The sequence below is a fragment of the Streptomyces sp. NPDC002896 genome (assembly GCF_040295225.1).
GTDB lineage: Bacteria > Actinomycetota > Actinomycetes > Streptomycetales > Streptomycetaceae > Streptomyces.
On record NZ_JBEOVA010000009.1, the window covers coordinates 1 to 21,652 of the forward strand.

A 21,652-nucleotide genomic window follows, 5' to 3' on the forward strand; every position below is an offset into this window, starting at 1 on the left:
CTCCGGCCACCACCCGCTACCGCACCGCCACCGAACTCCTCGCCGCCGCGGATGAAGAAACCGACACACCGACAAGTTGATTCCTTACGGCTTCACTGGATGATGAACCGCTGGAGCGGCGCCAGGCCGGAGCCCTGCCGGGACTGGTCTGCCGCCTGGTCCAACTCCCGGGTGAAGGCCGGTAGCGCGGCAGGCGGGATCTGGCTGATGGCCTGCCGCAGCGCGGCAACCGCGGCAGGAGGCTGGGGGATGAGCCGTTGCCCAGCGGCGGAGGTGGTCATGGCTACTCCCATGGGCGTGATTCTGATCCCGTGCGCCGGCGTATCGGGCGTGAGCGTTTTCCCACCGCTCGAACGAGTGAGGGAGAAGCGATACAGCTACGCGCCCGGACCGACCTGAGAGGACGGCCCCGGTTCGGGCCATGGTCTCTGCAGCTCAGTGCTCGACGAAGCGGGGCTCCGGCCAGGTGCTGATCGGTTCGCCGACGGGTGGGCAACAGGTTGGTGCGCTTCTCGCCGTGGCCGGTGGTCGGCGACCGCAGGGCCGGTCCGACGGGCACGGAATCACCTGGAGCCCTCGCGCGTTGGGGAGGGTGGGTATGGGATGCCGGTGGTGTGCGAGCCGAGTAGCCCGAGTGACCGAGCTGACAGATATCGGAGGGCCGCAATGGCTGCGCAGACGCAGAGGGCCGTGCTGGCGGGCGGATGCTTCTGGGGGATGGAGGAGCTGATCCGCCGACTTCCGGGCGTGACGGCGACCCGGGTGGGATACACCGGGGGTGACGTGCCGAACGCGACGTACCGTAACCACGGCACGCACGCGGAGGCCATTGAGATCCTTTTCGACCCTGCGAAGACCGACTTCCGCGCGATCCTGGAGTTCTTCTTCCAGATCCACGACCCGAGCACAAAGAACCGCCAGGGCAACGACATCGGCCTCAGCTACCGCTCGGCGATCTACTACGTGGATGACGAGCAGAAGCGGATCGCCGAGGACACGATCGCGGATGTGGACGCCTCTGGCCTGTGGCCGGGCGAGGTCGTCACTGAGGTGGAGCCGGTGGGTCCTTTCTGGGAGGCCGAGACCGAGCATCAGGATTACCTGCAGCGTTACCCGGGCGGCTACACCTGCCACTTCCCGCGCCCGGGATGGCGGCTGCCCGCCCGAGCTGAGGGCTGACCGCGAGGCGGTCCGGCGGACGGCGGAGGCTGACTGGCAGAGGCTCCGCAGCTGGCCGTGCTTGCCTCTGCGGGTCCGGCGGTGCCCCGCTGTGGGCGAGTCGTCCGCCGTCCCTCGCGGTGGACGGTGAGGTGACAAGTCCGGAACCCGCGGGCCGCGTATGTGGCACCCAGAGAGCCGTCACCGTGCGTCGCGTAGCTGAAGAACGTACGCCGCAGTCAGCGCAACGGCACGGTCCTCGTCATGCGACAGCTCCAGGAGGGCACGTGACGCCGTCCGCCCGCATTCCGTCCCGTCGGGCGCGCTCGCGGTCGCGCGCCGCGGAATCGCCCGTGGCGGAGGCCTCCGGGTCGGTGAGCAGCGCCAGCGCGGAGGCCTTGTCCTCATGGGTGCGGCCGTCGTCCGGCAGGGCCTCGATCCGCCGGACGCGTTCGGCGATGGGCGGGTGCGAGTCGTACGGGGAGGTGGGTTCGGTCGGGAGCTCGGCCCGCATGTCGGCCAGTTCGAGTTCGCGGGCGGTGAGCATCCGGGCGAAGCCGCCGAAGAACTCGCCGCGAGGCGGCAGCGTCCGGGCCGGCAGGCCGAGCGTTGCGTACGACTCCAGGTAGAACTCGTGGGCGGCGCTGAGCGCGGGGATGTCGCTCAGCGCGGCGGCCGTGGCGTCCCGGCCCGCGATCCGGACGGCGGACACGTCGGCCGCGTACTCCTGGGCGCGGGCGGTGGAGAGCGTCGCGCGCAGGCAGAGCTTGCCGTACGCGGTGTAGACGGCGGCCATCATCCGGCAGGTGACACCGGCGCCCGACGTGTCGATCTCCTTCGCCGACTTGCCCTTGGCGAGGCGCTTGGCGGCGGAGTTCTCCTGGCGGGCGCGTTCCTTGGCGACCTTGCTGTCGGCCTTCTCGTGGAAGTGGGCGATCACGCGGGCGATCTGGACGCGCCCGCGGACCACCAGGGCGGCGAGCCGGGTGTCGCCGCCGGTGAAGTGGCCGTACTCATGGGCGATGACGGCCTTCAACTGGGCCTCGCTCAGGCCGGTGAGCAGGGGGAGGCCGAGGTAGAGACGGCGTGGGCCGGGCAGCAGCCCGAGGAGGCGCGACCGTTCGCTGACCGCCGCGTTGACGTCCCCGGTGAGCACGATCTCGTCGGGTGCCCGGGTGCCGGCGGCGTCCGCGAGACCGCGTACGAGGGCCCAGAGGCGGGGCTCGTCGGACTCGGTCAGCGGGACCCCGGGCTGCCTCTCGTCCTTCGGCATGCGAAGCATGAACATGCCCCGGACGACGGGTATGGCGAGCACCGCCGAGATGATCCAGACCTTGAGCGTGATGCTCGCAGGGGTCCAGGTGGCGGCCGCCCAGTCGGCGGCGAGCAGCGCGGCGAGCAGGACGAGGCTGAGCAACTGGAAGCCTGCGAGCAGGACAAGGGCGCGCAGAGCGCGCAGAGTTGGGCCCATCGGGCACTTCCCCCCACGGAAAAGGGCACGTCAAAGGTGGTGTGGGGGGACCCGGAGTATGTCCTACCGTCGGGCGGTGCCGCAAAGATGTTCGGGCTGTGCACGCATGCGGGCGGGGTGCGCGCCCGTCAGTGCAACAGCGTCGCCGGGCTGCCGCCGTTCGCCTCGTACCCCGCCACCGCCAGCGCCCGGAACACCGCGTAGTCCGCGGCGGGGTCGGCGGAGAGCGTCCAGGGCAGGGCGCCGACGTGGCCGTCGATGTGCACCAGCTGGTTCATGGCCTCCCCCCAGCGCTCGGAGCGGACCAGGAAGAAGAGCAGCAGATGGCGGACGTGGGCCAGCATCGGGTCGTCCGGGCGCGCGGCCTGCGCCGCGAAGAGCGCGCCGTGGACGGCCTTGGTCACGACCTCGCTCTGGTAGAAGCCGCGGACGAGCTCCACCTCGGGCAGGTGCTCGAACACCGCGAAGAGCGGCAGGGCCGCGAGCAGCGAGCCGCTCGGGGCGCGGGACGCGGCGGCCTCCGCGAAGGAGTACGCCAGGTCACGCGAACCGTGCCACTTCTCGCACCAGTAGTGGAGAGCCGCGAGATGTGCCCCCATGTGGGACGGCGCGCGATCCAGGATCTTCATCCAGAGCTGCTCGAACTCCTGCTGCGAATAGCCCAGGCCGCGGGCGATCGAAAGCTCGATGATGTACGGAATGGGGTCGCCGGGGGCGAGCAGGGCCGCATCCGCGCACGCCTTCCGCGCCTCCTCCAGGATGATCCGGAACTCCTCCGTACCGGAGGCGGCCGTGCGCCATGCCTGCTGCACCAGGAACTCGGCGTGCACCGCGGCGCCGCCCGCGTCCTTCGGCGCCTCGGCCCGCCACACCCGCAGCCACTGCCCACCGGGCTGCTCGGAGACGCCGCCCGGCCGCTGCTGAAGCTCCAGCGAGGCCGAGCCCGCGAAGGCCTGCACCCGCTGCCAGCGCTCCTCGCCGGCCGTCGCCGTGCCCGCGAGCAGCTGCGACGCCGCCCGCCAGTCCTGCGTGCGCTGCACCAGGTCCAGCACGTCCAGCAGGTCCTGGTCGGGCCCGGGCATCCGGACGTCCAGCAGCTCCTGCCGTACGAAGCCGTAGTTCGCCGGGTCGGCGGCGTCCGGCGAGCCGGGGGCGACCTGGCGGATCACGCCGCGCCTGCGGTACATGATCGGTCCGACGATCGCCCCGATCATGAGCAGCGCGAAGAGGGCCCAGAGAATCTCCATGCCTCCAAGCGAACCAGACGGGTACGACAATTGGCCAACGAGTCCGCACCCACTCCGTGCGGGAACGGCACGCGCCCGCTGCCGGGACCGGCCAACAGGTCGGAAACCCCCGTCCCGCACTACCCTCGGTGCCCATGAGCGACAGGCACAGCAGGCACAGTTTCGAGACCGTGGCGATCCACGCGGGCAACACCGCGGATCCCCTCACCGGCGCGGTCGTCCCGCCGATCTACCAGGTGTCCACCTACAAGCAGGACGGCGTCGGCGGTCTGCGCGGCGGCTACGAGTACAGCCGCAGCGCGAACCCCACCAGGACCGCCCTCGAGGAGAACCTCGCCGCCGTCGAGGGCGGCACCCGCGGGCTCGCGTTCGCGTCCGGGCTGGCCGCCGAGGACTGCCTGCTGCGTACGCTGCTGACCCCCGGCGACCACGTGGTCATCCCCAACGACGCGTACGGCGGCACGTTCCGCCTCTTCGACAAGGTCGTCTCGCGGTGGGGCGTCGAGTGGTCGGTGGCGGACACCTCCGACCCCGCCTCGGTGCGCGCCGCGATCACGCCGCGTACGAAGGCGATCTGGGTCGAGACCCCCTCCAACCCGCTGCTCGGTATCACCGACATCGCGGCGGTCGCGGACATCGCGCGGTCCGTCGGCGCCCGGCTGGTCGTCGACAACACCTTCGCCACGCCCTATCTGCAGCAGCCGCTCGCCCTGGGCGCGGACGTCGTCGTGCACTCGCTCACCAAGTACATGGGCGGCCACTCGGACGTCGTCGGCGGCGCCCTCGTCGTCAACGACGCCGATCTGGGCGACGAGTTGGCGTACCACCAGAACGCCATGGGCGCGGTCGCCGGGCCCTTCGACTCGTGGCTGGTGCTGCGCGGCATCAAGACCCTCGGCGTCCGCATGGACCGGCACAGCGAGAACGCCGGCCGGATCGCGGAGATGCTGACGCGGCACGCGCGCGTGACGCGCGTTCTGTACCCGGGCCTTCCCGAGCACCCCGGTCACGAGGTCGCCGCCAAGCAGATGCGGGCCTTCGGCGGCATGATCTCGTTCCAGGTCGAGGGCGGCGAGGAGGCGGCCGTCGAGGTCTGCAACCGCGCGAAGCTGTTCACGCTGGGCGAGTCCCTCGGCGGCGTCGAGTCGCTGATCGAGCACCCCGGCCGTATGACGCACGCATCGACCGCCGGCTCGGCCCTCGAGGTGCCGGCCGATCTCGTAAGGCTGTCGGTGGGCATCGAGTCCGTCGACGATCTGCTGGCGGATCTGCAGCAGGCCCTGGGGTAGCCCCTGGTGTCACGGTCGGGCGCCCTCGGGCTCCGGCCTACCAGCCCGTGAGTGGTGGAGTCGTCTCCGACGGCGGCTCCACCCAGGGGCGGGCCATCGAGGCCCACACCACGAATGCGACGGCCGCCGCGAGCAGTAACAACCACATGACGCGGCGCATCGCCGCCCTGCGTCGCAGCAGCCGGCCGCCGCGGCGCACCGCGTCCGCGTACAGCTCCTGCGGCACCGGGGGCGGGGACGCCTCCAGGAGCTGCCGTACCGCCGCCTCCTTGCGACTTGATTGGTTCATGACGGTGCCGCCTCCTTGCGGTCGGCCCCGCTCATGACGGCGCCCGTGTCCGCGCCTGCTTCAGCGCCGTCCGGTCGGGCGGCGGCTGTGTCCGGCCCGGTCGCCTTCGGCGCCGGCCCGCGCGGGGGGTCCAGCAGCAGCGACATCGCCCGCGCGCAGATCGCCCGTACGCGCTCCACGGGGAGCCCGAGCAGCGCCGCTGTCTGCTCCTCGGCCACGCCCTCATACATCCGCAGTACGAGGATCAGCCGTTCCTGGGGTGCGAGCCGCTCGAGCAGTCCGCCGTGGCCGCGGTACCGGTGCCAGGCTCCGCGCGCGAAGCGGACGGCGAGCTGGTGGCGGGCGCGGGCGTAGGGGTCCTCGCCGCGCAGCCGGTCCCAGGTGGCGTAGGTGTGGGCTAGGGATGCGGTCAACAGGCTCCGCGCGCGCGGGTTGTCGTCGCGCGGCTCGGCGGTGAGCAGCGTGGCGGCATGCAGCAGCCGCCCGGCCGCGCCCGCGACGAAAGCCTCGAACTCACGGGCCCGGCGGGCGTCCTGGGACGCCTGTGGTCTTCGCAAGCGCACCTCCCGCCTGGGTGGGTGACCCGAGCGAACGGGACCCCGGTCTCATATGAGGCCAGACGGACGCCGCGGGTCAAGGGCGCGGCGGCCGCTTCGGCAGGCGGGCGGCTGCGGGCCGGTGGCAGCTGACCGCTGTGGGCAGGCGCTCCGCAGGACGATGGGGGTCCCCCTGCTCTGGGGCGGGGGTGCCTCCCAGGCCCTTAAGGCACTGGGGGAGAAGCCGAGAGCTTGGGGGAGGGTGGGCACAACCCACGACGGCGGGCACCCTCACGTACAGCCTCAGCGCAGCTTCGGGGGCGAAGCCCCGACGCGCAGCGCGCCACGCACGTGGAAGGGCCGCCCGGGCACGGCCCGGGCGGCCCTCGGCGGCCGGTTCAGGAGCCGGCCGGAGCCTCCCCGGCGCCGGCAGGCTGCGCCCCCATACGAGCCGAAAGCGCCGTGTTGAAGCGAGTGAGCAGCGAGCAGAACGCTTCCCGCTCCTCCGGCGCCCAGTCCTCCGTCAGCTGGGCCATGAGTGCGCGCCGCGAGGACCGGACCTCGTCCAGCCGTGCGTGCCCGCGCGGCGACAGCTGGAGCACGACCGCACGCCCGTCCTCGGGATGCGACGTGCGTTTGACGAGCCCGGTGTCGACGAGCGGTGCCACCTGCCGGGTGACCGTCGAGGAGTCGATGCCCATGCTGGCGGCGAGCGCCTTGACGCCCATCGGGCCTTCTTTGTCGAGGCGGTTGAGCAGCAGATACGCGGCGCGGTCCATGGAGTTGCGCACCTGCCCGACCCCGCCGAGCCGGGTCTGTTCGGCGCGGCGTGCGAACACCGCAACCTCATGCTGCAGCGTGTCGAGGAGACCGGCGTCTGAGGCGGTCGTCATGTCCATCGACAAGTCCTGTGTTGTGGGCATGGCCGGGGCTCAATTCGTGCGTGGGTGGTGGGTTGGGGGACAGAGTACGCGGCTAGGGCACGGACCGTACCGGCGCTGGCCAAACCCGTCCATGCTGGGAGGCCCCCGGCTTTAGCTGCGAGACTGACCGACATGAGCTACAGCACGGCTGACTCCTTGCCGACGGTGACCCTCGACGACGTCCGCGGCGCCCAGAAGATGCTCGCGGGCGTGGCCCGGGTAACCCCGATGGAGGGCAGTAGGCATCTGTCCGGCCTGGTCGGCGCGCCGGTCCACCTCAAGTGCGAGAACCTGCAGCGCACGGGTTCGTTCAAGCTGCGCGGCGCATACGTCCGTATAGCGGGGCTGCTCCCGGAGGAGCGCGCGGCCGGGGTCGTCGCGGCCAGCGCGGGCAACCACGCGCAGGGCGTCGCGCTCGCGTCTTCCCTGCTGGGCGTGCACTCGACCGTCTTCATGCCGGTCGGTGCGCCGCTGCCGAAGGTCGCGGCGACACGGGACTACGGCGCCGAGGTGCGGCTGCACGGGCAGGTGGTGGACGACTCGCTGGCCGCCGCGAAGGAGTACGCGGCCGAGACGGGCGCCGTGTTCATCCATCCCTTCGACCACCGGGACATCATCGCCGGACAGGGCACGGTCGGCCTGGAGATCCTGGAGCAGTGCCCCGAGGTCCGCACGATCATCGTGGGCATGGGCGGCGGCGGTCTCGCGGCGGGCATCGCGGTCGTCGTGAAGACGCTTCGCCCGGAGGTGAAGGTGGTGGGCGTCCAGGCGGCGGGCGCGGCCGCGTACCCGCTGTCGCTCGCGGCCGGGCGCCCGGTGACGGTGGAGAACCCGGCGACGATGGCCGACGGCATCAAGGTGGGGCGGCCCGGCGACGTGCCGTTCCAGATCATCGAGCAGTACGTCGACGAGGTGCGCACGGTCTCCGAGGACGAGTTGTCCAGTGCCCTGCTGCTGTGCCTGGAGCGGGCCAAGATGGTCGTCGAACCGGCTGGCGCGAGCCCGGTGGCGGCCTTGCTGAGCCGTCCGGAGACCTTCGAGGGGCCGGTCGTGGCGCTGCTGTCGGGCGGCAACGTCGATCCGCTGCTGATGCAGCGGATCCTGCGGCACGGCATGGCCGCGGCGGGCCGCTACCTCGCGGTACGGCTGCGGCTGACCGACCGTCCCGGTGCCCTCGCCACGCTCCTGGGGGTGTTGTCAGTGGTCGACGCTAACGTCCTCGACGTGAGTCACGTACGGACCGATCCCCGGCTCGGGCTCACGGAGGCGGAGGTCGAACTGCACCTGGAGACGAAGGGACCCGAGCACTGCGCCGAGGTGGGCGCGGCACTGCGGCAGGCCGGATACAAGGTCATCGGCTGAAAATCCGTTGACGGTGGCGGCCCCGGTTTCCGAGGGTTTACCGGGTTCTGGAAAATCCGTTGAGAAGACGCGATGTATCGCGTTAGTGTGTGCCCTCGCTTACTCGCACACCTGGGCGAGGTGTCGCCCTACCTGTCGATTCGACTCGCCCAGGCGGGCGACTCGTCTCACCCGTCCGCCCAGCACCAACGGGCAAACCTAAGCTTTCCGCAAAAATCACCCACACCCCTGGGGGAACCCATATGCCAGGCGCCATCTACGCCGAAGGCCTGGTGAAGACCTTCGGCGACGTAAGGGCTCTGGACGGCGTCGACCTCGATGTCCCGGAGGGAACCGTGCTGGGCCTGCTCGGGCCGAACGGCGCGGGCAAGACCACCGCGGTGCGCTGTCTGACCACGCTGCTTCAACCCGACAGCGGCCGAGCGGTCGTCGCGGGCATCGACGTCCTCAAGCACCCCAACGAGGTGCGGCGCTCGATCGGCCTGTCCGGCCAGTTCGCCGCCGTCGACGAGTATCTGACCGGCCGCGAGAACCTCCAGATGGTCGGCCAGCTGTACCAGATGAGGGCCAAGGCCGCGAAGGCGCGCGCCGAGGAGCTGCTGGAGCGGTTCAACCTGACGGACGCGGCCGACCGCCCCGCCAAGACGTACTCCGGAGGTATGCGCCGCCGCCTCGACCTCGCCGCCGCGCTGGTCGTGTCCCCGCCCGTGATGTTCATGGACGAGCCGACGACCGGCCTCGACCCGCGCAACCGCCAGGCGCTGTGGGAGGTCATCAAGGAGCTCGTCTCGGGCGGTACGACGCTGCTGCTCACCACGCAGTACCTCGAAGAGGCCGACCACCTGGCGCACGACATCTGCGTCGTCGACCACGGCCGCGTCATCGCCCGCGGCACCGCCGACCAGCTCAAGGCGCAGACCGGCGGCGAGCGTGTCGAGGTCGTCGTGCACGAGCCGGAGGAGATCGCGCCCGCCACCGAGGTGTTGCGCGGGTTCGGCAAGGGCGACGTGACGGCCGAGAGCCACACCCGCAAGCTGACCGTCCCGGTCACCGGCGGCGCCAAGCTGCTCGCCGAGATCATCCGCGAGCTGGACACGCGCGGCATCGCCATCGACGACATCGGGCTGCGCCGCCCCACCCTCGACGACGTCTTCATCTCCCTGACGGGCCACGCCGCGGAGGACGCCATCGGGGACAACGGCGAGAGCGGCGCGGACACCGCCACCCAGGGCAGGGCCCAGCAGGCTCCCAAGGCGAAGAAGGAGGCCGTCAAGTGACCGCCGTGACCGATACCGCGCCGGCCGCGGCACCCAAGGGGGTCGGCGGCGTCGGGCAGTCCGTCCGGGACTCCCTCGTCGTCGCCAAGCGCAACCTGATCCGCATGACCCGCATCCCGGAGATGATCATCTTCGGGCTCATCCAGCCGATCATGTTCGTGGTGCTGTTCAGCTACGTCTTCGGCGGCTCCATGAACGTCGGCGGCACCACCGACTCGTCCGTCTACCGCGAGTTCCTGATGGCCGGAATCTTCGCCCAGACCGTGACCTTCGCCACAGCCGGCGCCGGTGCGGGCATCGCCGACGACATGCACAAGGGCCTCATCGACCGCTTCCGCTCACTGCCGATGGCGCGCGGCGCGGTCCTCACCGGGCGCACCCTCGCCGACCTCGTGCAGACCGCGCTGACGCTGCTGGTTTTGGCCGTCGTCGCGCTGCTCGTCGGCTGGCGCACCCACACCACCTTCGGCGAGGTGCTCGGCGCCTTCGCGCTGCTGCTCCTGCTCGGCTATGCGTTCACCTGGATCGGCGCCCTGATCGGCCTGTCCGTGCGCACGCCCGAGGCGGCGACGTCCGGCGGCCTCATCTGGCTCTTCCCGGTGACGTTCGTCTCGAACGCCTTCGTGGACTCCGGGCAGATGACGCCCTGGCTCCGCCACATCGCCGACTGGAACCCCTTCAGCGCCACGGTGCAGGCGAGCAGGGAGCTCTTCGGCAACCCGGGCGTGGTCGACTCCTCGGCCTGGCCCATGCAGCACCCCGTATGGGCCTCGCTGATCTGGTCCCTGCTGATCATCGCGGTCTTCCGGACCCTGGCGGTCCGCAAGTACCGCAACGCGACGGCCTGACGGCCCGACGCCCGGATACAGCCGGCATACGACGATGCCCCCGGGAGCAACCGGGGGCATCGTCGTACGACCGTGGCGGTGTCAGCCCTGGTACGGCTTGGCCTCGAGGATCTTCACCGAGGCGAGCTTGCCGTTCGGCAGCTCGTACTGCGCGTCCTCGCCGATCTTCTTGCCGTTCACGCCGGTGCCGAGCGGGGACTGGGGCGAATACGTCTCGATGTCCTCGCTGGCGTACTCACGCGAGGCCAGCAGGAACGTCAGCGTGTCGTCCTCGTCGCCGTCGAAGGCGATCGTCACGACCATGCCGGGCGCGACCACACCCTCCGCGGCGGGCGCCTCGCCGACCTTCGCATTCTCCAGGAGCTGGGTCAGCTGGCGCACGCGGAGCTCCTGCTTGCCCTGCTCCTCCTTGGCCGCGTGGTACCCGCCGTTCTCCCGCAGGTCGCCCTCCTCGCGCGCGGCCGCGATCTTTGCAGCGATCTCGGTGCGTGCAGGACCAGACAGGTACTCCAGCTCGGCCTTGAGCTGGTTGTACGCCTCCTGGGTCAGCCAGGTGACGTTCTCGCTGGTCTGGGTCACAGGTGCTCCTCGTCGGTACTGGGAATACAAAGCATCGCCCTACCCAGAAGGATGTTCCTTCACAGGTGGGCGAAACCACGAGCCTAACAATTCAGTGGCGGAACGGGGAGGACATGAGGCCTGGGATTTACGTCGGCGCAGGTCAGCTGGCGGAGTGAGAAAACACTCCGCGCTCCTCGCCGGGCGCGTCCGCCCCACCCGGCCGCGCGGGCCGGGCCCGGTGTCAGTCGCTGTGGCAGCCCACCAGTTCGGCGGTGGTGCCACGGGCCGTCGTACGCAACGTGACGACCTTGTCGATCCGGCCCGAGCGCTGGTCGAAGCGGAAGTCCGCGCGGCCGACCTCGGCGCCGTCCGCGGACTGGGAGCGCAGCGTGCAGTAGCCCTTGGCGTCCTCGTCCTTGCGCACCTCGAGGTGCACCTCGACCGCACGGTCCGAGACCGCGTCGAACTTGATCACTTCACCGCTGATCTTCGTCCCGGCGATGTAGTCGTAGCCGGCCCAGCCGATGAACGCGAGCAGGGCCGCGCCCAGCACCGCGCCGATGATCCTGAGCTTGCGGTCGGCGCGCTCGTCCGCGGACGCCGAGCGGCCGTAGCGGCCCTCCGGCCGCCGCGCGGCGGAGTCGCTGGTGCCGGCTTCCCGCACTGCGCTCATGATCGTCCTCTCGGAAGGGGCCGGGGCCGGAATCCGGCCGGTTCGGGGTGGCCGGGACGGGCCCTGGAATGAATCGCCCCCCGAGTCGGTCACTATAGAAGCCTGCCACCCGCCGGCCGACCGCCGCCCCACACCGATGTCCGACGACCGTGGGCGGGTCACACCGACCGCTGAGACCACCGAGGGAACGAGTCTTGACTGAGCAGTTGCGACTGATGGCCGTTCACGCCCACCCCGACGACGAGTCGAGCAAGGGCGCGGCCACGATGGCCAAGTACGTGTCCGAGGGGGTGGACGTGCTGGTCGTGACCTGCACCGGCGGGGAGCGCGGCTCCATCCTCAACCCGAAGCTCCAGGGCGACGAGTACATCGAGGAGCACATCCACGAGGTGCGCAAGAAGGAGATGGACGAGGCGCGCGAGATCCTCGGCGTCAAGCAGGAGTGGCTCGGATTCATCGATTCGGGTCTCCCCGAGGGGGACCCGCTGCCGCCGCTGCCCGAGGGCTGCTTCGCCCTGGAGGACGTCGACAAGGCGGCCGGCCGCCTGGTGAGGTCCATCCGCACGTTCCGCCCCCAGGTGATCACCACCTACGACGAGAACGGCGGGTACCCGCACCCCGACCACATCATGACCCACAAGATCTCGATGGTGGCCTTCGAGGGCGCCGCGGACACCGAGAAGTACCCGGAGGGCGAGTACGGCCCGGCGTACCAGCCGCTGAAGCTCTACTACAACCAGGGCTTCAACCGCCCCCGCACCGAGGCGCTGCACAACGCGATGCTCGAGCGGGGCCTGGAGTCCCCGTACGGGGAGTGGCTGAGGCGCTGGGACGAGTTCGAGCGCGTGGAGCGCACTCTGACGACGCACATTCCGTGCGCCGACTTCTATGAGATCCGCGACAAGGCGCTGATCGCGCACGCCACGCAGATCGACCCCGACGGCGGCTGGTTCCGGGTCCCGATGGAGCTTCAGAAGGCGGTCTGGCCGACCGAGGAGTACGAGCTCGCGAGGTCCCTCGTCGATACGTCCCTCCCCGAGGACGACCTCTTTGCGGGCATCCGAGACAATGCCTGACATGAGCGCAAGCGCAAGCCTGGCAATGACGCATCTCGTCACCCTCGCCGAGGTCGACGAGAACAAGGTGACCCCCGGCGTCCTCGGTTTCATCGTCTTCGCCGTGATGGCGCTGGCCGTGTGGGGCCTGATGAAGTCGATGAACCGGCACATGAAGAACGTCGACTTCAAGGAGGCACCGGAGGAAGGTTCCTCTGGCGCCTCCGAGGGCGGCCGGAGGGGCTCGGCCTCGGCAGCCAAGGGCTGAAAGGGCTGAGCCGGCGTGGGCTCAGCCCTCTGATCCCCGGCCGGGTCGCTTCGGGCGACCGCAAGCGCCCGGCCGGGATCAGGCGTCACCCCACCCCGACCGGCACCCCCATGACCTCCCGGGACTGCCGCCTCGGCACCATGCCCAGGCGCCAGGCCTGCCAGCCGGCGTCCAGGTCCACGCCGCGTTCCAGAAGCAGCTGGTAGGCCTCCACGTAGTCGTCCAGCTTGCCGTCGCGGGCCGGATGCGGGGTCCGGGCCAGTTGGGCGAGCTCCTCCTCGGCGACCGCCGTGCCGACCTCGGAGCCGCCGGGCGATGCGTACGGCAGGAGGGTGCAGCGCAGGAAGTGGGCCCAGTCCTCGCCGCGGCGGTCGCCGTACCCGGCGAACAGGGCCGCCGCTTCGTCACACAGGGCCAGGGCCGCCTGCGTACGGGCGTTTCCGGCGTCGACCACGGCCAGCTCCAGGCACGTCCACGCCTCGCCGTGGGCGACGCCGATGCGCTGGAAGTCGGCGCGCGCGTCGACCAGGAGCTGGCGGGCGAAGCCGGAGTTGCGCAGCGAACCCGTCTGGGCCGCTCGCTGGTCGCGGGTGACGCGTGCCGAGTGGTGGCGGGCGCACGCCAGCCCGTACACGTCGCGCATACGCGAGAACATCGTGCGGGAGCGCTCCAGCTCGCGCACCGCCTGGTCCAGGTCGCCGGTCTCCTCCAGTGCCTGGCCCAGGTAGTACCCCGTCCACGCCACGCCGCGCGCGTCCTCGTTGCCGGTGTGACGCGCCGCCGCCTGCCGCAGACCGTCCACCGCCGCCGACGGCTCGCCGTCCACCAGCCGGGCCCGCGCCAGCTGCGTCATCGCCCACGCCTCACCGCGGCCGTCACGTGTCCGCCCGAACAGGTCCAGCGCGATCCGCAGCTCGCTCTCCGCGCGCGGTACGTCACCCATGCGCAGGCACAGCTGCCCCAGCTGGAAGTGCGCCCACGCCTCGCCGTGCACCGACTCGCTCTCCCGGTGCAGGGCCAGGGCGGTCGACAGCTGCCCCAGTGCCTCGGCGAGCCGTCCCTGGTCGCGCTCCACCGCGGCCAGCGCGTGCAGCGTCCACGCCCGGTCGGCGGCCAGCGCGTCCGATGCCTGCAGATCGAGCGCCTCGCGCAGCTTCGCCGCCGCCTCCGTCAGATTGCCCTGGTGGTGCAGCGTGATCCCCAGCGAGCACAGCGCACGGGCCGCCCCCGCGTCGTGGTGCGCCTCGAAGTAGAGATCCACGACCGACGCCAGGGTCGAGCGCGCCTTGTCGAGCTCGCCGAGCTGGCGGGCCGCGATGCCCGTACGCCACTGGACGCTCCGTACCAGCAGGCCCTGGTCTATGGCCTGCGTCAGCTCGCTGATCTCGCCCAGGCGGTACAGGTCGCCGCGCAGCAGGCAGTAGTCGCACAGCGCCCCCAGCAGGTTCAGCACCGCGCCCTGGTCGACGCCCTCCGCGTGCCGTAGCGCCGCCGTGATGAAGCTCGACTCGTCGTCCAGCCAGCGCAGCGCGGCGTCGAGCGACGTGAAGCCGTGCGGACCGACCGTGCTCGACTGGAAGGACGTGTCCGCCCTGGTCGACGTCTTGCCGTCGACCAGACGGATCACCGAGTCCGCCAGCTCCGCGTAGTTGACGATCAGCCGCTCCTGCGCCGCCGTGCGCTCCGCGGGATCCTCCTCGTCAAGCAGCCGTGCCTGGGCGAAGGCCCGTACGAGATCGTGGAGGCGGTAGCGATTGCCGCGGACATGGTCGACGAGACCCGCGCGGGACAGCGCTGTGAGCTGCCGGGTGGCCTCCGTCTCGTCCGTGCCGAGCAGCGCCGCCGCAGCGGCCGCGCCCAGCGACGCCCGCCCGGCCAGCGCCAGCCGCCGCAGCAGCCGCCGCGTCGTGTCCGGTAGATCCGTGTAGCGCAGCCACAGCGCACGCCCCACCGGCTCCACCGGCCCGTAGGCCCCCAGATCCACCGCCAGCTGACGCGCCGAACGCGCCCCCAGTGAGGAACCCGCGACGCGCAGCGCGAGCGGCAGACCCCCGCACAGCTCGCGCACGCGGTCCGAGGACTCGGCGTCGTACGGCCCCGACGCGTCCTGCGCCGACGCCCGCAGCAGCTCGTCGGAGCCCGCCGCCTCCAGGGGCTCGACGGACAGATGGTGCACCCACGCGGGCAGGTCGGCGGGGAGCTCGACCGGCTTGCGGGCCGTGACCAGGACCAGGCTCTCGGAGCGCTCGGGGACCAGGGTGCGCACCTGCTCCACGTCGCTCGCGTCGTCGAGGACCACGACGACCGGCAGCCCCGTCAGATGCTGGTGGTACAGCTCGCTCAGCCGCCGTACCTGCTGGTCCTGCGACGACCGCTCCCGGAACAGCAGCTGCTCGCGTGGCGCCCCCAGCCGGTTCAGCAGATGCAGCAGCGCATCGCGCGTGGACAGCGGCGGCGCGTCAGGGTTGTCGCCGCGCAGATCCACCAGGCACGCGCCCCGGAACTGGTCCTTCAGCCCGAGCGCCGCGCGCACCGCCAGCGTCGAACGGCCCGACCCGGGCGCACCGTGCAGCACCACCACCGTCGGCCGCGTCTCCGTGCTCGCCCGCGCGGCATGCACCCACTGCGCGATCCGCGCCATCTCCTGACGCCGGCCCGCGAACGGCCCCTCCGGCTCCGGCAGATGCCCGAACGACTGTTCCAGCACTCGGCGGCGCCGCGCCTCCGCGCTCTTGTCCGTACGCCGCAGCTGCGGCGCCGCCTTCTTCGTACCGCCCGACGTGCTGGCGGTGATCACCCTCTGCTGATCGAGGAACGGCCGGATGCCCCGCACCTCAAGGGCCGTCAGCCACTGCAGCCGCAGCTGCTCGGGACCGCCGGGCTGGTTGCGGGCCCCGGCGCTGCGGCTCGCGGCCGGCACATGCGACGCGGTCACCTTCACCACCGTCATGGCCGCGCCCACCACACCGGTGACCGCGCCGACGCCCATCGCCGTGCTGGTGCTCGTGCCGACGAGCAGGTCCGCCAGGCACGCCGCGACGGCCGCGGAGCCCGCCACCAGAAAGGCGGTTCCGCCCCCCTCCCGGGCGAACCGTTGCCCGAAGGACAGCTGCCCCGCATCGGCCTCGTCGAGCGCGGCCGTATACGCGCCGTACTCCTCGGCTGCGTTCTGCGCCATGGCGTCCAGCCCCCCACGGGCCCGGGACAGCAGCACACCCCCGTCGATCCGACCGCCCGAGCGCCGCACCTCCTCCTCCACGGCCCGGGCCAACAGCCGCTCGGCTTCAGCCCGATGGCTGTCCCGCATGTCACGTCCCCCTCCGGTGGCTACGGCATTCGCGGACAAGTGTCCTGCGTACGGGGCGGGAATGGGAGGGGATCACGTGAAGGACCAGCAGCCGCAGGGGAGTTACGACGGTGATCCCGGCTACTCCACCCGCCCGTGAGCCAGCAGTGCCGCATGGGGCAGGCTCAACGTGCCGTCAGGGCCTGCGAACTCGCCGCTGAGCAGGTCGTAATGCCGCCTGGCCTCGGCGATGACCTCCGGAGACTGCGAGGTGAGGAGGTGCCCGACGCACGCCACACCGGACGCCGGGCCGGCCCACCAATCTTCAGCGGTGGCCTGGTGATCCCAGGTGAGCAGCTCGCAGCGCACCTCCCGCAGGTCGGCGGCCCGGAGCAGCTCGGCGAGCCCGTCCGTGGTGCGGGGCAAGTCCTCTTCGGGGTCGAGCGCGGGAAGGTGAGCGGGCCGGGTCACCCCTGCGGCCTCCATGGCGCGTCCGATCAGGGTCTGGCCCGCGGCAGGCGGCGCCGCCCAGATCGTCAGGGCGACACGGCCGCCCGCACGGGTGACGCGCCGGAGCTCGGCCGCGGCGGCACGAGGACGTCCGACGTGGTTGAGGACGAAGTTGCTCACGACCGCGTCGAACTCGCCGTCGGCGAAGGGCAGATCGGGAAGTGCCGCAAGCCGTACGTCGGCGTCCGGCGCGGACCGCGCGGCGAGCCGGACCATGCTCGGCTCGGCGTCTACCGCCGTCACCTTGGCACCCCGGGCACAGGCCGCCGCCGCGGCGGCACCCGGACCCGTCCCCACGTCCAGGACCCGCGCGCCGTCACCGACCGCCGCCGCATCCAGCAGCACCGGCACCGGATGGGCGCAGAGCCTGGCGAAGCTGTTCGCGTACGCCTGCGCCCGGTCGGCCCAGATCAGGCGTTCACTCTTGTCAAATGCCGTCACTTTGCCCCCTCCTGCCACACATGGTAGGTCGAGGCCTTCGGGCAGGATGGGTGTATGTCGAACCGCCTGGTCCACGAGACGTCCCCGTACCTGCTCCAGCACGCCGACAACCCGGTCGACTGGTGGCCCTGGTCGGCCGAGGCGTTCGAGGAGGCGCGCAAGCGGGGCGTGCCGGTGCTGCTCAGCGTCGGGTATTCGAGTTGCCACTGGTGCCATGTCATGGCGCACGAGTCCTTCGAGGACAGCGACACGGCCGCGCTCATGAACGAGCACTTCGTCAGCGTCAAGGTCGACCGTGAGGAGCGGCCCGACGTCGACGCCGTGTACATGGAGGCCGTGCAGGCGGCGACCGGGCAGGGCGGCTGGCCCATGACGGTGTTCCTCACGCCGGATGCCGAGCCGTTCTACTTCGGTACGTACTTCCCGCCCGCGCCCCGGCATGGCATGCCGTCGTTCCGGCAGGTGCTGCAGGGCGTGCAGCAGGCCTGGGTCGACCGGCGCGACGAGGTCGCCGAGGTCGCGGGGAAGATCGTGCGGGATCTCGCCGGGCGGGAGCTGTCGTACGGCGGCAGCGGGGTGCCCGGCGAGGAGGAGCTCGCGCAGGCGCTGCTCGGGCTCACGCGCGAGTACGACCCGATGCACGGCGGGTTCGGCGGCGCGCCCAAGTTCCCGCCGTCGATGGTGATCGAGTTCCTGCTGCGGCACCACGCCCGCACGGGCGCGGAGGGCGCGCTGCAGATGGCCGCCGACACCTGTGAGCGGATGGCGCGCGGCGGGATCTACGACCAGCTGGGCGGCGGCTTCGCGCGCTACTCGGTCGACCGCGAGTGGGTGGTGCCGCACTTCGAGAAGATGCTCTACGACAATGCGCTGCTGTGCCGTGTGTACGCGCATCTGTGGCGGGCCACCGGGTCGGACCTCGCGCGGCGCGTGGCGCTGGAGACCGCCGACTTCATGGTCCGCGAACTCCGTACGAACGAGGGCGGGTTCGCGTCCGCGCTGGACGCCGACAGTGACGACGGTACGGGGCGGCATGTCGAGGGCGCGTACTACGTGTGGACGCCCGCGCAGCTGCGCGAGGTGCTCGGTGACGAGGACGCCGAGCTTGCGGCCGCGTACTTCGGGGTGACCGAGGAGGGCACCTTCGAGGAGGGCGCATCGGTGCTGCAGCTTCCGCAGGCCGAGGGCCTGGTGGACGCGGCACGGCTCGCTTCCGTGCGTGCGCGGCTGTTCGCCGCGCGGGAGCAGCGCCCGGTGCCCGGCCGCGACGACAAGGTGGTGGCCGCCTGGAACGGGCTCGCGATCGCCGCGCTCGCGGAGACCGGCGCGTTCTTCGACCGGCCCGATCTCGTCGAGGCCGCGATCGGGGCGGCCGACCTGCTCGTACGCCTCCACATGGACGACCACGCACGGCTCGCCCGCACGTCGAAGGACGGCCGGGCGGGATCCAACGCGGGTGTGCTGGAGGACTACGCCGACGTCGCGGAGGGCTTCCTGGCGCTGGCGTCCGTGACCGGCGAGGGCGTGTGGCTGGAGTTCGCGGGGTTCCTGCTGGACCACGTGCTGGTGCAGTTCACCGGTGAGAACGGCGAGCTGTACGACACCGCGGCCGATGCCGAGCAGCTCATCCGGCGTCCGCAGGACCCCACGGACAACGCGGCGCCGTCCGGGTGGACGGCTGCGGCGGGAGCGCTGTTGTCGTATGCGGCGCAGACCGGGTCGGAGCCGCATCGGGTCGCTGCCGAGGGGGCGTTGGGTGTGGTGAAGGTGCTGGGTCCGCGGGTGCCGCGCTTCATCGGGCATGGGCTGGCGGTGGCGGAGGCGGTGCTCGACGGGCCCCGTGAGGTCGCCGTCGTCGGGTCGGCGGACGACCCGGCGACGCGCGAGCTGCACCGCGCGGCGCTGCTTGGTACGGCGCCGGGGGCGGTGGTCGCCGTCGGTGAGCCCGGCAGCGATGAGCTGCCACTGCTTGCCGATCGGCCCCTCGTTGATGGGCGCGCGGCCGCCTACGTGTGCCGGAACTTCACGTGTGATGCGCCGACGGCGGATGTGGAGGGGTTGCGGGTGGCTGTGGGCGCCCGCCCGTAGGGGACCCCCATCGCCCTGCGGAACGCCTGCCCACAAACCGCGGGCCCGCGGGCTGCCCACGGACCGCAAACCGCGTCAGCCGAACTCGGCCAGGGCCGTCCCCACGATCCGCTCCAAGCGGTCGTGGTGGGCGCCCCGCCAGTACACGCGGTCACATTCCAGGCACTGTGCGAACACGTCGTACGACCGCTGTGTGCCGCCTTGGAGGAGGTCGGCGACCTCCTCTTTGCGGGCGTCGCGCAGGGTGCCGTTGCATGCCGTGCACCGGGTCCACGGGTGCAGCTCGGGTGCGAAGCGGCCAAGCACGTCGCGGAGCTGGTCGTCGGGGCGGTCGCTGTAGACGTACGCGCCGGCCCACAGCTCGCGGCGGCGCAGCAGCCCGCGGTCGCGGCTGAGCAGGACGCGCCGCTCGGCCGAGGACTGGGTGGCGAGCGCGGCGTCTCCGGGGTCGGCGGAGTCGTACGCCGCGTCGACGCCGAGCAGTCGCAGCCGCCGGGCCAGTGTGCCCAGATGGACGTCGAGCAGAAAGCGCAGCGGCGCGCCCGGCACCTCCTGCGGGCGCTCGACGGCCCGCACCTCGACGGACTCCCCGGCCGTGGGGATGTGCGCGACGGTGACCTCGCGGCCGTCCACGACGAGCCCGCCCACCTCGGTCAGCGGCACACCGGCCGACTCGATGACATGCCCGAGTGTCGAGGCGCCGTCGGTGACGAGCCGCGTGGGACGGCCGCGTCGCCCGGCCGGCACGAAGGTGCCCAGCTCGGGGGCGAAGTCCACCTGGATCTCGGGTCCGTTCACCCGCTCAGAATGTCATGCGGTCCGGGCCCGCTGCCCCCTCATTTCCCGGCGCGCGCACGGGCCGGTGACCGCCGCCGCACGGGCGGCGGGCCTCAACCGGATCAGCGGACCAGACTGCCCTCGAACGTGCTCAGCGCGCGGTCCAGGAGGTCGGACAGATCGTCCTGGTGGTCGTGCTCGGCCCAGTACAGGCTGGTTTCCAGCAGTGCGCCGACGATCGCCGTGGCGAGGACGCGTACCTCGAGGTCGCCGGTGTCGCGGCCGGTGCGGCGGGCGATGGCCCGGCGCAGCAGGCGGCCGGTGACCGCCATGCTCTCCGTCGTCCGGGACCGCACGGCGGGCACGTCGACCATCAGCCGCGTCCGCAGCCGGGACACGGCGGGCTCCTCCTCGAACCCGAAGCCCACGACCCTCCGCAGCACGTACCGCAGGGAGTCGAGCAGTGGCTCGTCCTCGGGCCGGGACCTCATCTCCTCTTCGAGGACCGGGTCGTACTCGTCCGTGAGGACGATGTCCTCCTTGGTCGGGAAGTACCGGAAGACGGTGGACGGCGACACCTCGGCGGCCTCGGCTATCTGCTCGATCGTCGTGGCGTCGTACCCCTGCTCGTCGATCAGCCGGTACGTCGCCTCGCGGATCGCCGCCCTGGTCTTGATCTTCTTCCGTTCACGGAGACCCAGTTGCGGGCGGTCGGCAGGGGACGTGGTGCGTGCGGCCGTCATACCGCTCATTGTCGGCCACTCACTGTCAGTGGTCCATGTCACTCTCGGGTACAGCTTGCTTCACGCTCCGTACAGGCGTACGGGGCGCGGTCAGGCGTGCTGGTACGCCACCAGGGAGATGCCGACGTAGTGCACGACGAACGCCGCAAGGGTGAAGGAGTGGAAGACCTCGTGGAAGCCGAACCACCGTGGTGACGGGTTGGGGCGCTGGATGCCGTAGATCACGCCGCCCGCGCTGTAGAGCAGACCGCCCACGATCACGCAGACGAGGACGGCGATGCCGCCCGTGCGCATGAAGTCGGGGAGGAAGAAGACGGCGGCCCAGCCCATCGCCAGATAGCACGGGGTGTAGAGCCAGCGCGGGGCACCGACCCAGAAGACGCGGAAGACGATGCCGGCCGCTGCCGCCGCCCAGATGCCCCAGAGGAGCCACTGCCCCTTGGCGCCCGGTAGCAGCAGCATGGTCAGCGGCGTGTACGTGCCCGCGATGATCAGGAAGATGTTCGCGTGATCCAGTCTGCGCAGGATGCCGTCCGCGCGGGGGCCCCAGTTGCCGCGGTGGTACAGGGCACTCACACCGAACAGCAGGCACGCCGTGAGGACGTAGATGCCGCAGGCGATCCGGCCGCGGGTGGAGTCCGCGAGGGCGGTGAGCACCAGGCCCGCGATGAGCACGGCAGGGAACATTCCGGCGTGCAGCCAGCCGCGGAGGTGCGGCTTCATCGGGGCCAGGGCCGCCTGGAGCGGCGTCTGGGAGGACTGGTGCGGGATCGATGCCGGCCCCCCTTCGGGGGCCGCTGAACTCCCGTTGGCGTCGGCGGCAGGCACAGTCATTGCCGCATCGTACCTA

The 21,652-nt window shown here is 71.4% G+C and carries 19 protein-coding genes and 2 pseudogenes; 8 read left to right on the plus strand and 13 right to left on the minus strand.

Translation table 11 applies throughout. The features are described 5' to 3' along the window. Positions 1–95 precede the first annotated feature (95 nt). Positions 96–281, minus strand: a pseudogene (locus ABT009_RS17880) (hypothetical protein); the annotation flags it as partial. A 385-nt stretch (positions 282–666) separates the two neighbouring features. Here ABT009_RS17880 and msrA point away from each other — a divergent pair. Continuing rightward, positions 667–1,179 (plus strand): peptide-methionine (S)-S-oxide reductase MsrA, encoded by a 513-nt coding sequence (gene msrA, locus ABT009_RS17885; protein ID WP_351295080.1) that lies wholly within the window; start codon positions 667–669, stop codon positions 1,177–1,179. 343 nt (positions 1,180–1,522) lie between these two features. On the opposite strand, the pseudogene ABT009_RS17895 reads toward msrA, so the two are convergent. Together ABT009_RS17895 and ABT009_RS17900 are read right to left on the minus strand one after the other, a co-directional pair. Beyond that, positions 1,523–2,629 (minus strand): annotated as a pseudogene (locus tag ABT009_RS17895) (M48 family metalloprotease); the annotation flags it as partial. Between the two features lie 128 nt (positions 2,630–2,757). Beyond that, positions 2,758–3,876: a hypothetical protein gene (locus ABT009_RS17900; protein WP_351295083.1), complete on the minus strand. Its 1,119-nt coding sequence runs from the start codon at positions 3,874–3,876 to the stop codon at positions 2,758–2,760. 134 nt (positions 3,877–4,010) lie between these two features. Here ABT009_RS17900 and ABT009_RS17905 point away from each other — a divergent pair, with 134 nt between their 5' ends. Next, a complete protein-coding gene (locus ABT009_RS17905) occupies positions 4,011–5,165 on the plus strand; it encodes a cystathionine gamma-synthase (RefSeq protein ID WP_351295086.1) in 1,155 nt (384 codons plus the stop codon). Positions 5,166–5,202: 37 nt separating this feature from the next. On the opposite strand, the gene ABT009_RS17910 is transcribed toward ABT009_RS17905, so the two are convergent. The 3 genes from ABT009_RS17910 to ABT009_RS17920 all read right to left on the minus strand — a co-directional run bounded on the left by ABT009_RS17910 (position 5,203) and on the right by ABT009_RS17920 (position 6,889). After that, entirely contained in the window at positions 5,203–5,454 is a 252-nt protein-coding gene (locus ABT009_RS17910; protein WP_351295089.1) for a hypothetical protein, read from the minus strand. Continuing rightward, complete coding sequence (locus ABT009_RS17915) at positions 5,451–6,011, minus strand: sigma factor-like helix-turn-helix DNA-binding protein (RefSeq protein ID WP_351295092.1); 561 nt, start codon at positions 6,009–6,011, stop codon at positions 5,451–5,453. Before ABT009_RS17915 ends, ABT009_RS17910 begins: the two co-directional genes overlap by 4 nt. A 377-nt stretch (positions 6,012–6,388) precedes the next feature. After that, positions 6,389–6,889 carry a MarR family winged helix-turn-helix transcriptional regulator gene (locus ABT009_RS17920; protein WP_502989914.1) on the minus strand — a complete coding sequence of 167 codons (501 nt, stop codon included), beginning with the start codon at positions 6,887–6,889 and terminating at the stop codon, positions 6,389–6,391. Positions 6,890–7,045: 156 nt separating this feature from the next. Here ABT009_RS17920 and ilvA point away from each other — a divergent pair, with 156 nt between their 5' ends. The 3 genes from ilvA to ABT009_RS17935 all read left to right on the plus strand — a co-directional run bounded on the left by ilvA (position 7,046) and on the right by ABT009_RS17935 (position 10,400). After that, positions 7,046–8,275 carry a threonine ammonia-lyase gene (gene ilvA / locus ABT009_RS17925; protein WP_351295097.1) on the plus strand — a complete coding sequence of 410 codons (1,230 nt, stop codon included), beginning with the start codon at positions 7,046–7,048 and terminating at the stop codon, positions 8,273–8,275. Between the two features lie 242 nt (positions 8,276–8,517). Next, complete coding sequence (locus ABT009_RS17930; protein WP_351295100.1) at positions 8,518–9,552, plus strand: ATP-binding cassette domain-containing protein; 1,035 nt, start codon at positions 8,518–8,520, stop codon at positions 9,550–9,552. Continuing rightward, the gene (locus tag ABT009_RS17935; RefSeq protein WP_351295103.1) at positions 9,549–10,400 is read left to right on the plus strand and encodes an ABC transporter permease; all 852 of its coding nucleotides are present in this window, start codon (positions 9,549–9,551) and stop codon (positions 10,398–10,400) included. Before ABT009_RS17930 ends, ABT009_RS17935 begins: the two co-directional genes overlap by 4 nt. Before the next feature lie 81 nt (positions 10,401–10,481). On the opposite strand, the gene greA is transcribed toward ABT009_RS17935, so the two are convergent. Next, on the minus strand, positions 10,482–10,979 hold the full coding sequence (gene greA / locus ABT009_RS17940) for a transcription elongation factor GreA (RefSeq protein WP_351295106.1): 498 nt from the start codon (positions 10,977–10,979) through the stop codon (positions 10,482–10,484). A 223-nt stretch (positions 10,980–11,202) separates the two neighbouring features. Next, a complete protein-coding gene (locus ABT009_RS17945; RefSeq protein WP_351295109.1) occupies positions 11,203–11,634 on the minus strand; it encodes a DUF4307 domain-containing protein in 432 nt (143 codons plus the stop codon). A 194-nt stretch (positions 11,635–11,828) separates the two neighbouring features. Between ABT009_RS17945 and mca the strand changes: the two genes are divergently transcribed. Continuing rightward, positions 11,829–12,710 (plus strand): mycothiol conjugate amidase Mca, encoded by an 882-nt coding sequence (gene mca / locus ABT009_RS17950; protein ID WP_351295112.1) that lies wholly within the window; start codon positions 11,829–11,831, stop codon positions 12,708–12,710. Beyond that, a complete protein-coding gene (locus ABT009_RS17955; protein ID WP_351295115.1) occupies positions 12,703–12,957 on the plus strand; it encodes a hypothetical protein in 255 nt (84 codons plus the stop codon). The genes mca and ABT009_RS17955 overlap by 8 nt, the downstream gene beginning before the upstream one ends. Before the next feature lie 85 nt (positions 12,958–13,042). Here the strand turns inward: ABT009_RS17955 and ABT009_RS17960 are convergent, their stop codons facing one another. Together ABT009_RS17960 and ABT009_RS17965 are read right to left on the minus strand one after the other, a co-directional pair. Continuing rightward, a complete protein-coding gene (locus ABT009_RS17960) occupies positions 13,043–16,264 on the minus strand; it encodes a tetratricopeptide repeat protein (RefSeq protein ID WP_351295118.1) in 3,222 nt (1,073 codons plus the stop codon). Positions 16,265–16,384: 120 nt separating this feature from the next. After that, on the minus strand, positions 16,385–17,194 hold the full coding sequence (locus ABT009_RS17965; RefSeq protein WP_351295121.1) for a class I SAM-dependent methyltransferase: 810 nt from the start codon (positions 17,192–17,194) through the stop codon (positions 16,385–16,387). A gap of 54 nt (positions 17,195–17,248) precedes the next feature. Between ABT009_RS17965 and ABT009_RS17970 the strand changes: the two genes are divergently transcribed. Next, the gene (locus ABT009_RS17970) at positions 17,249–19,282 is read left to right on the plus strand and encodes a thioredoxin domain-containing protein (RefSeq protein WP_351295124.1); all 2,034 of its coding nucleotides are present in this window, start codon (positions 17,249–17,251) and stop codon (positions 19,280–19,282) included. A gap of 75 nt (positions 19,283–19,357) precedes the next feature. Here ABT009_RS17970 and ABT009_RS17975 read toward each other — a convergent pair whose 3' ends face one another. From ABT009_RS17975 to trhA, 3 genes are all read right to left on the minus strand, one after another. Continuing rightward, a complete protein-coding gene (locus ABT009_RS17975) occupies positions 19,358–20,080 on the minus strand; it encodes a Mut7-C RNAse domain-containing protein (RefSeq protein ID WP_351295127.1) in 723 nt (240 codons plus the stop codon). A 101-nt stretch (positions 20,081–20,181) separates the two neighbouring features. Next, on the minus strand, positions 20,182–20,802 hold the full coding sequence (locus ABT009_RS17980; RefSeq protein WP_502989902.1) for a TetR/AcrR family transcriptional regulator: 621 nt from the start codon (positions 20,800–20,802) through the stop codon (positions 20,182–20,184). A 90-nt stretch (positions 20,803–20,892) separates the two neighbouring features. Continuing rightward, positions 20,893–21,636 (minus strand): PAQR family membrane homeostasis protein TrhA, encoded by a 744-nt coding sequence (trhA, locus tag ABT009_RS17985; RefSeq protein WP_351295133.1) that lies wholly within the window; start codon positions 21,634–21,636, stop codon positions 20,893–20,895. Between the last annotated feature and the right edge of the window lie 16 nt (positions 21,637–21,652).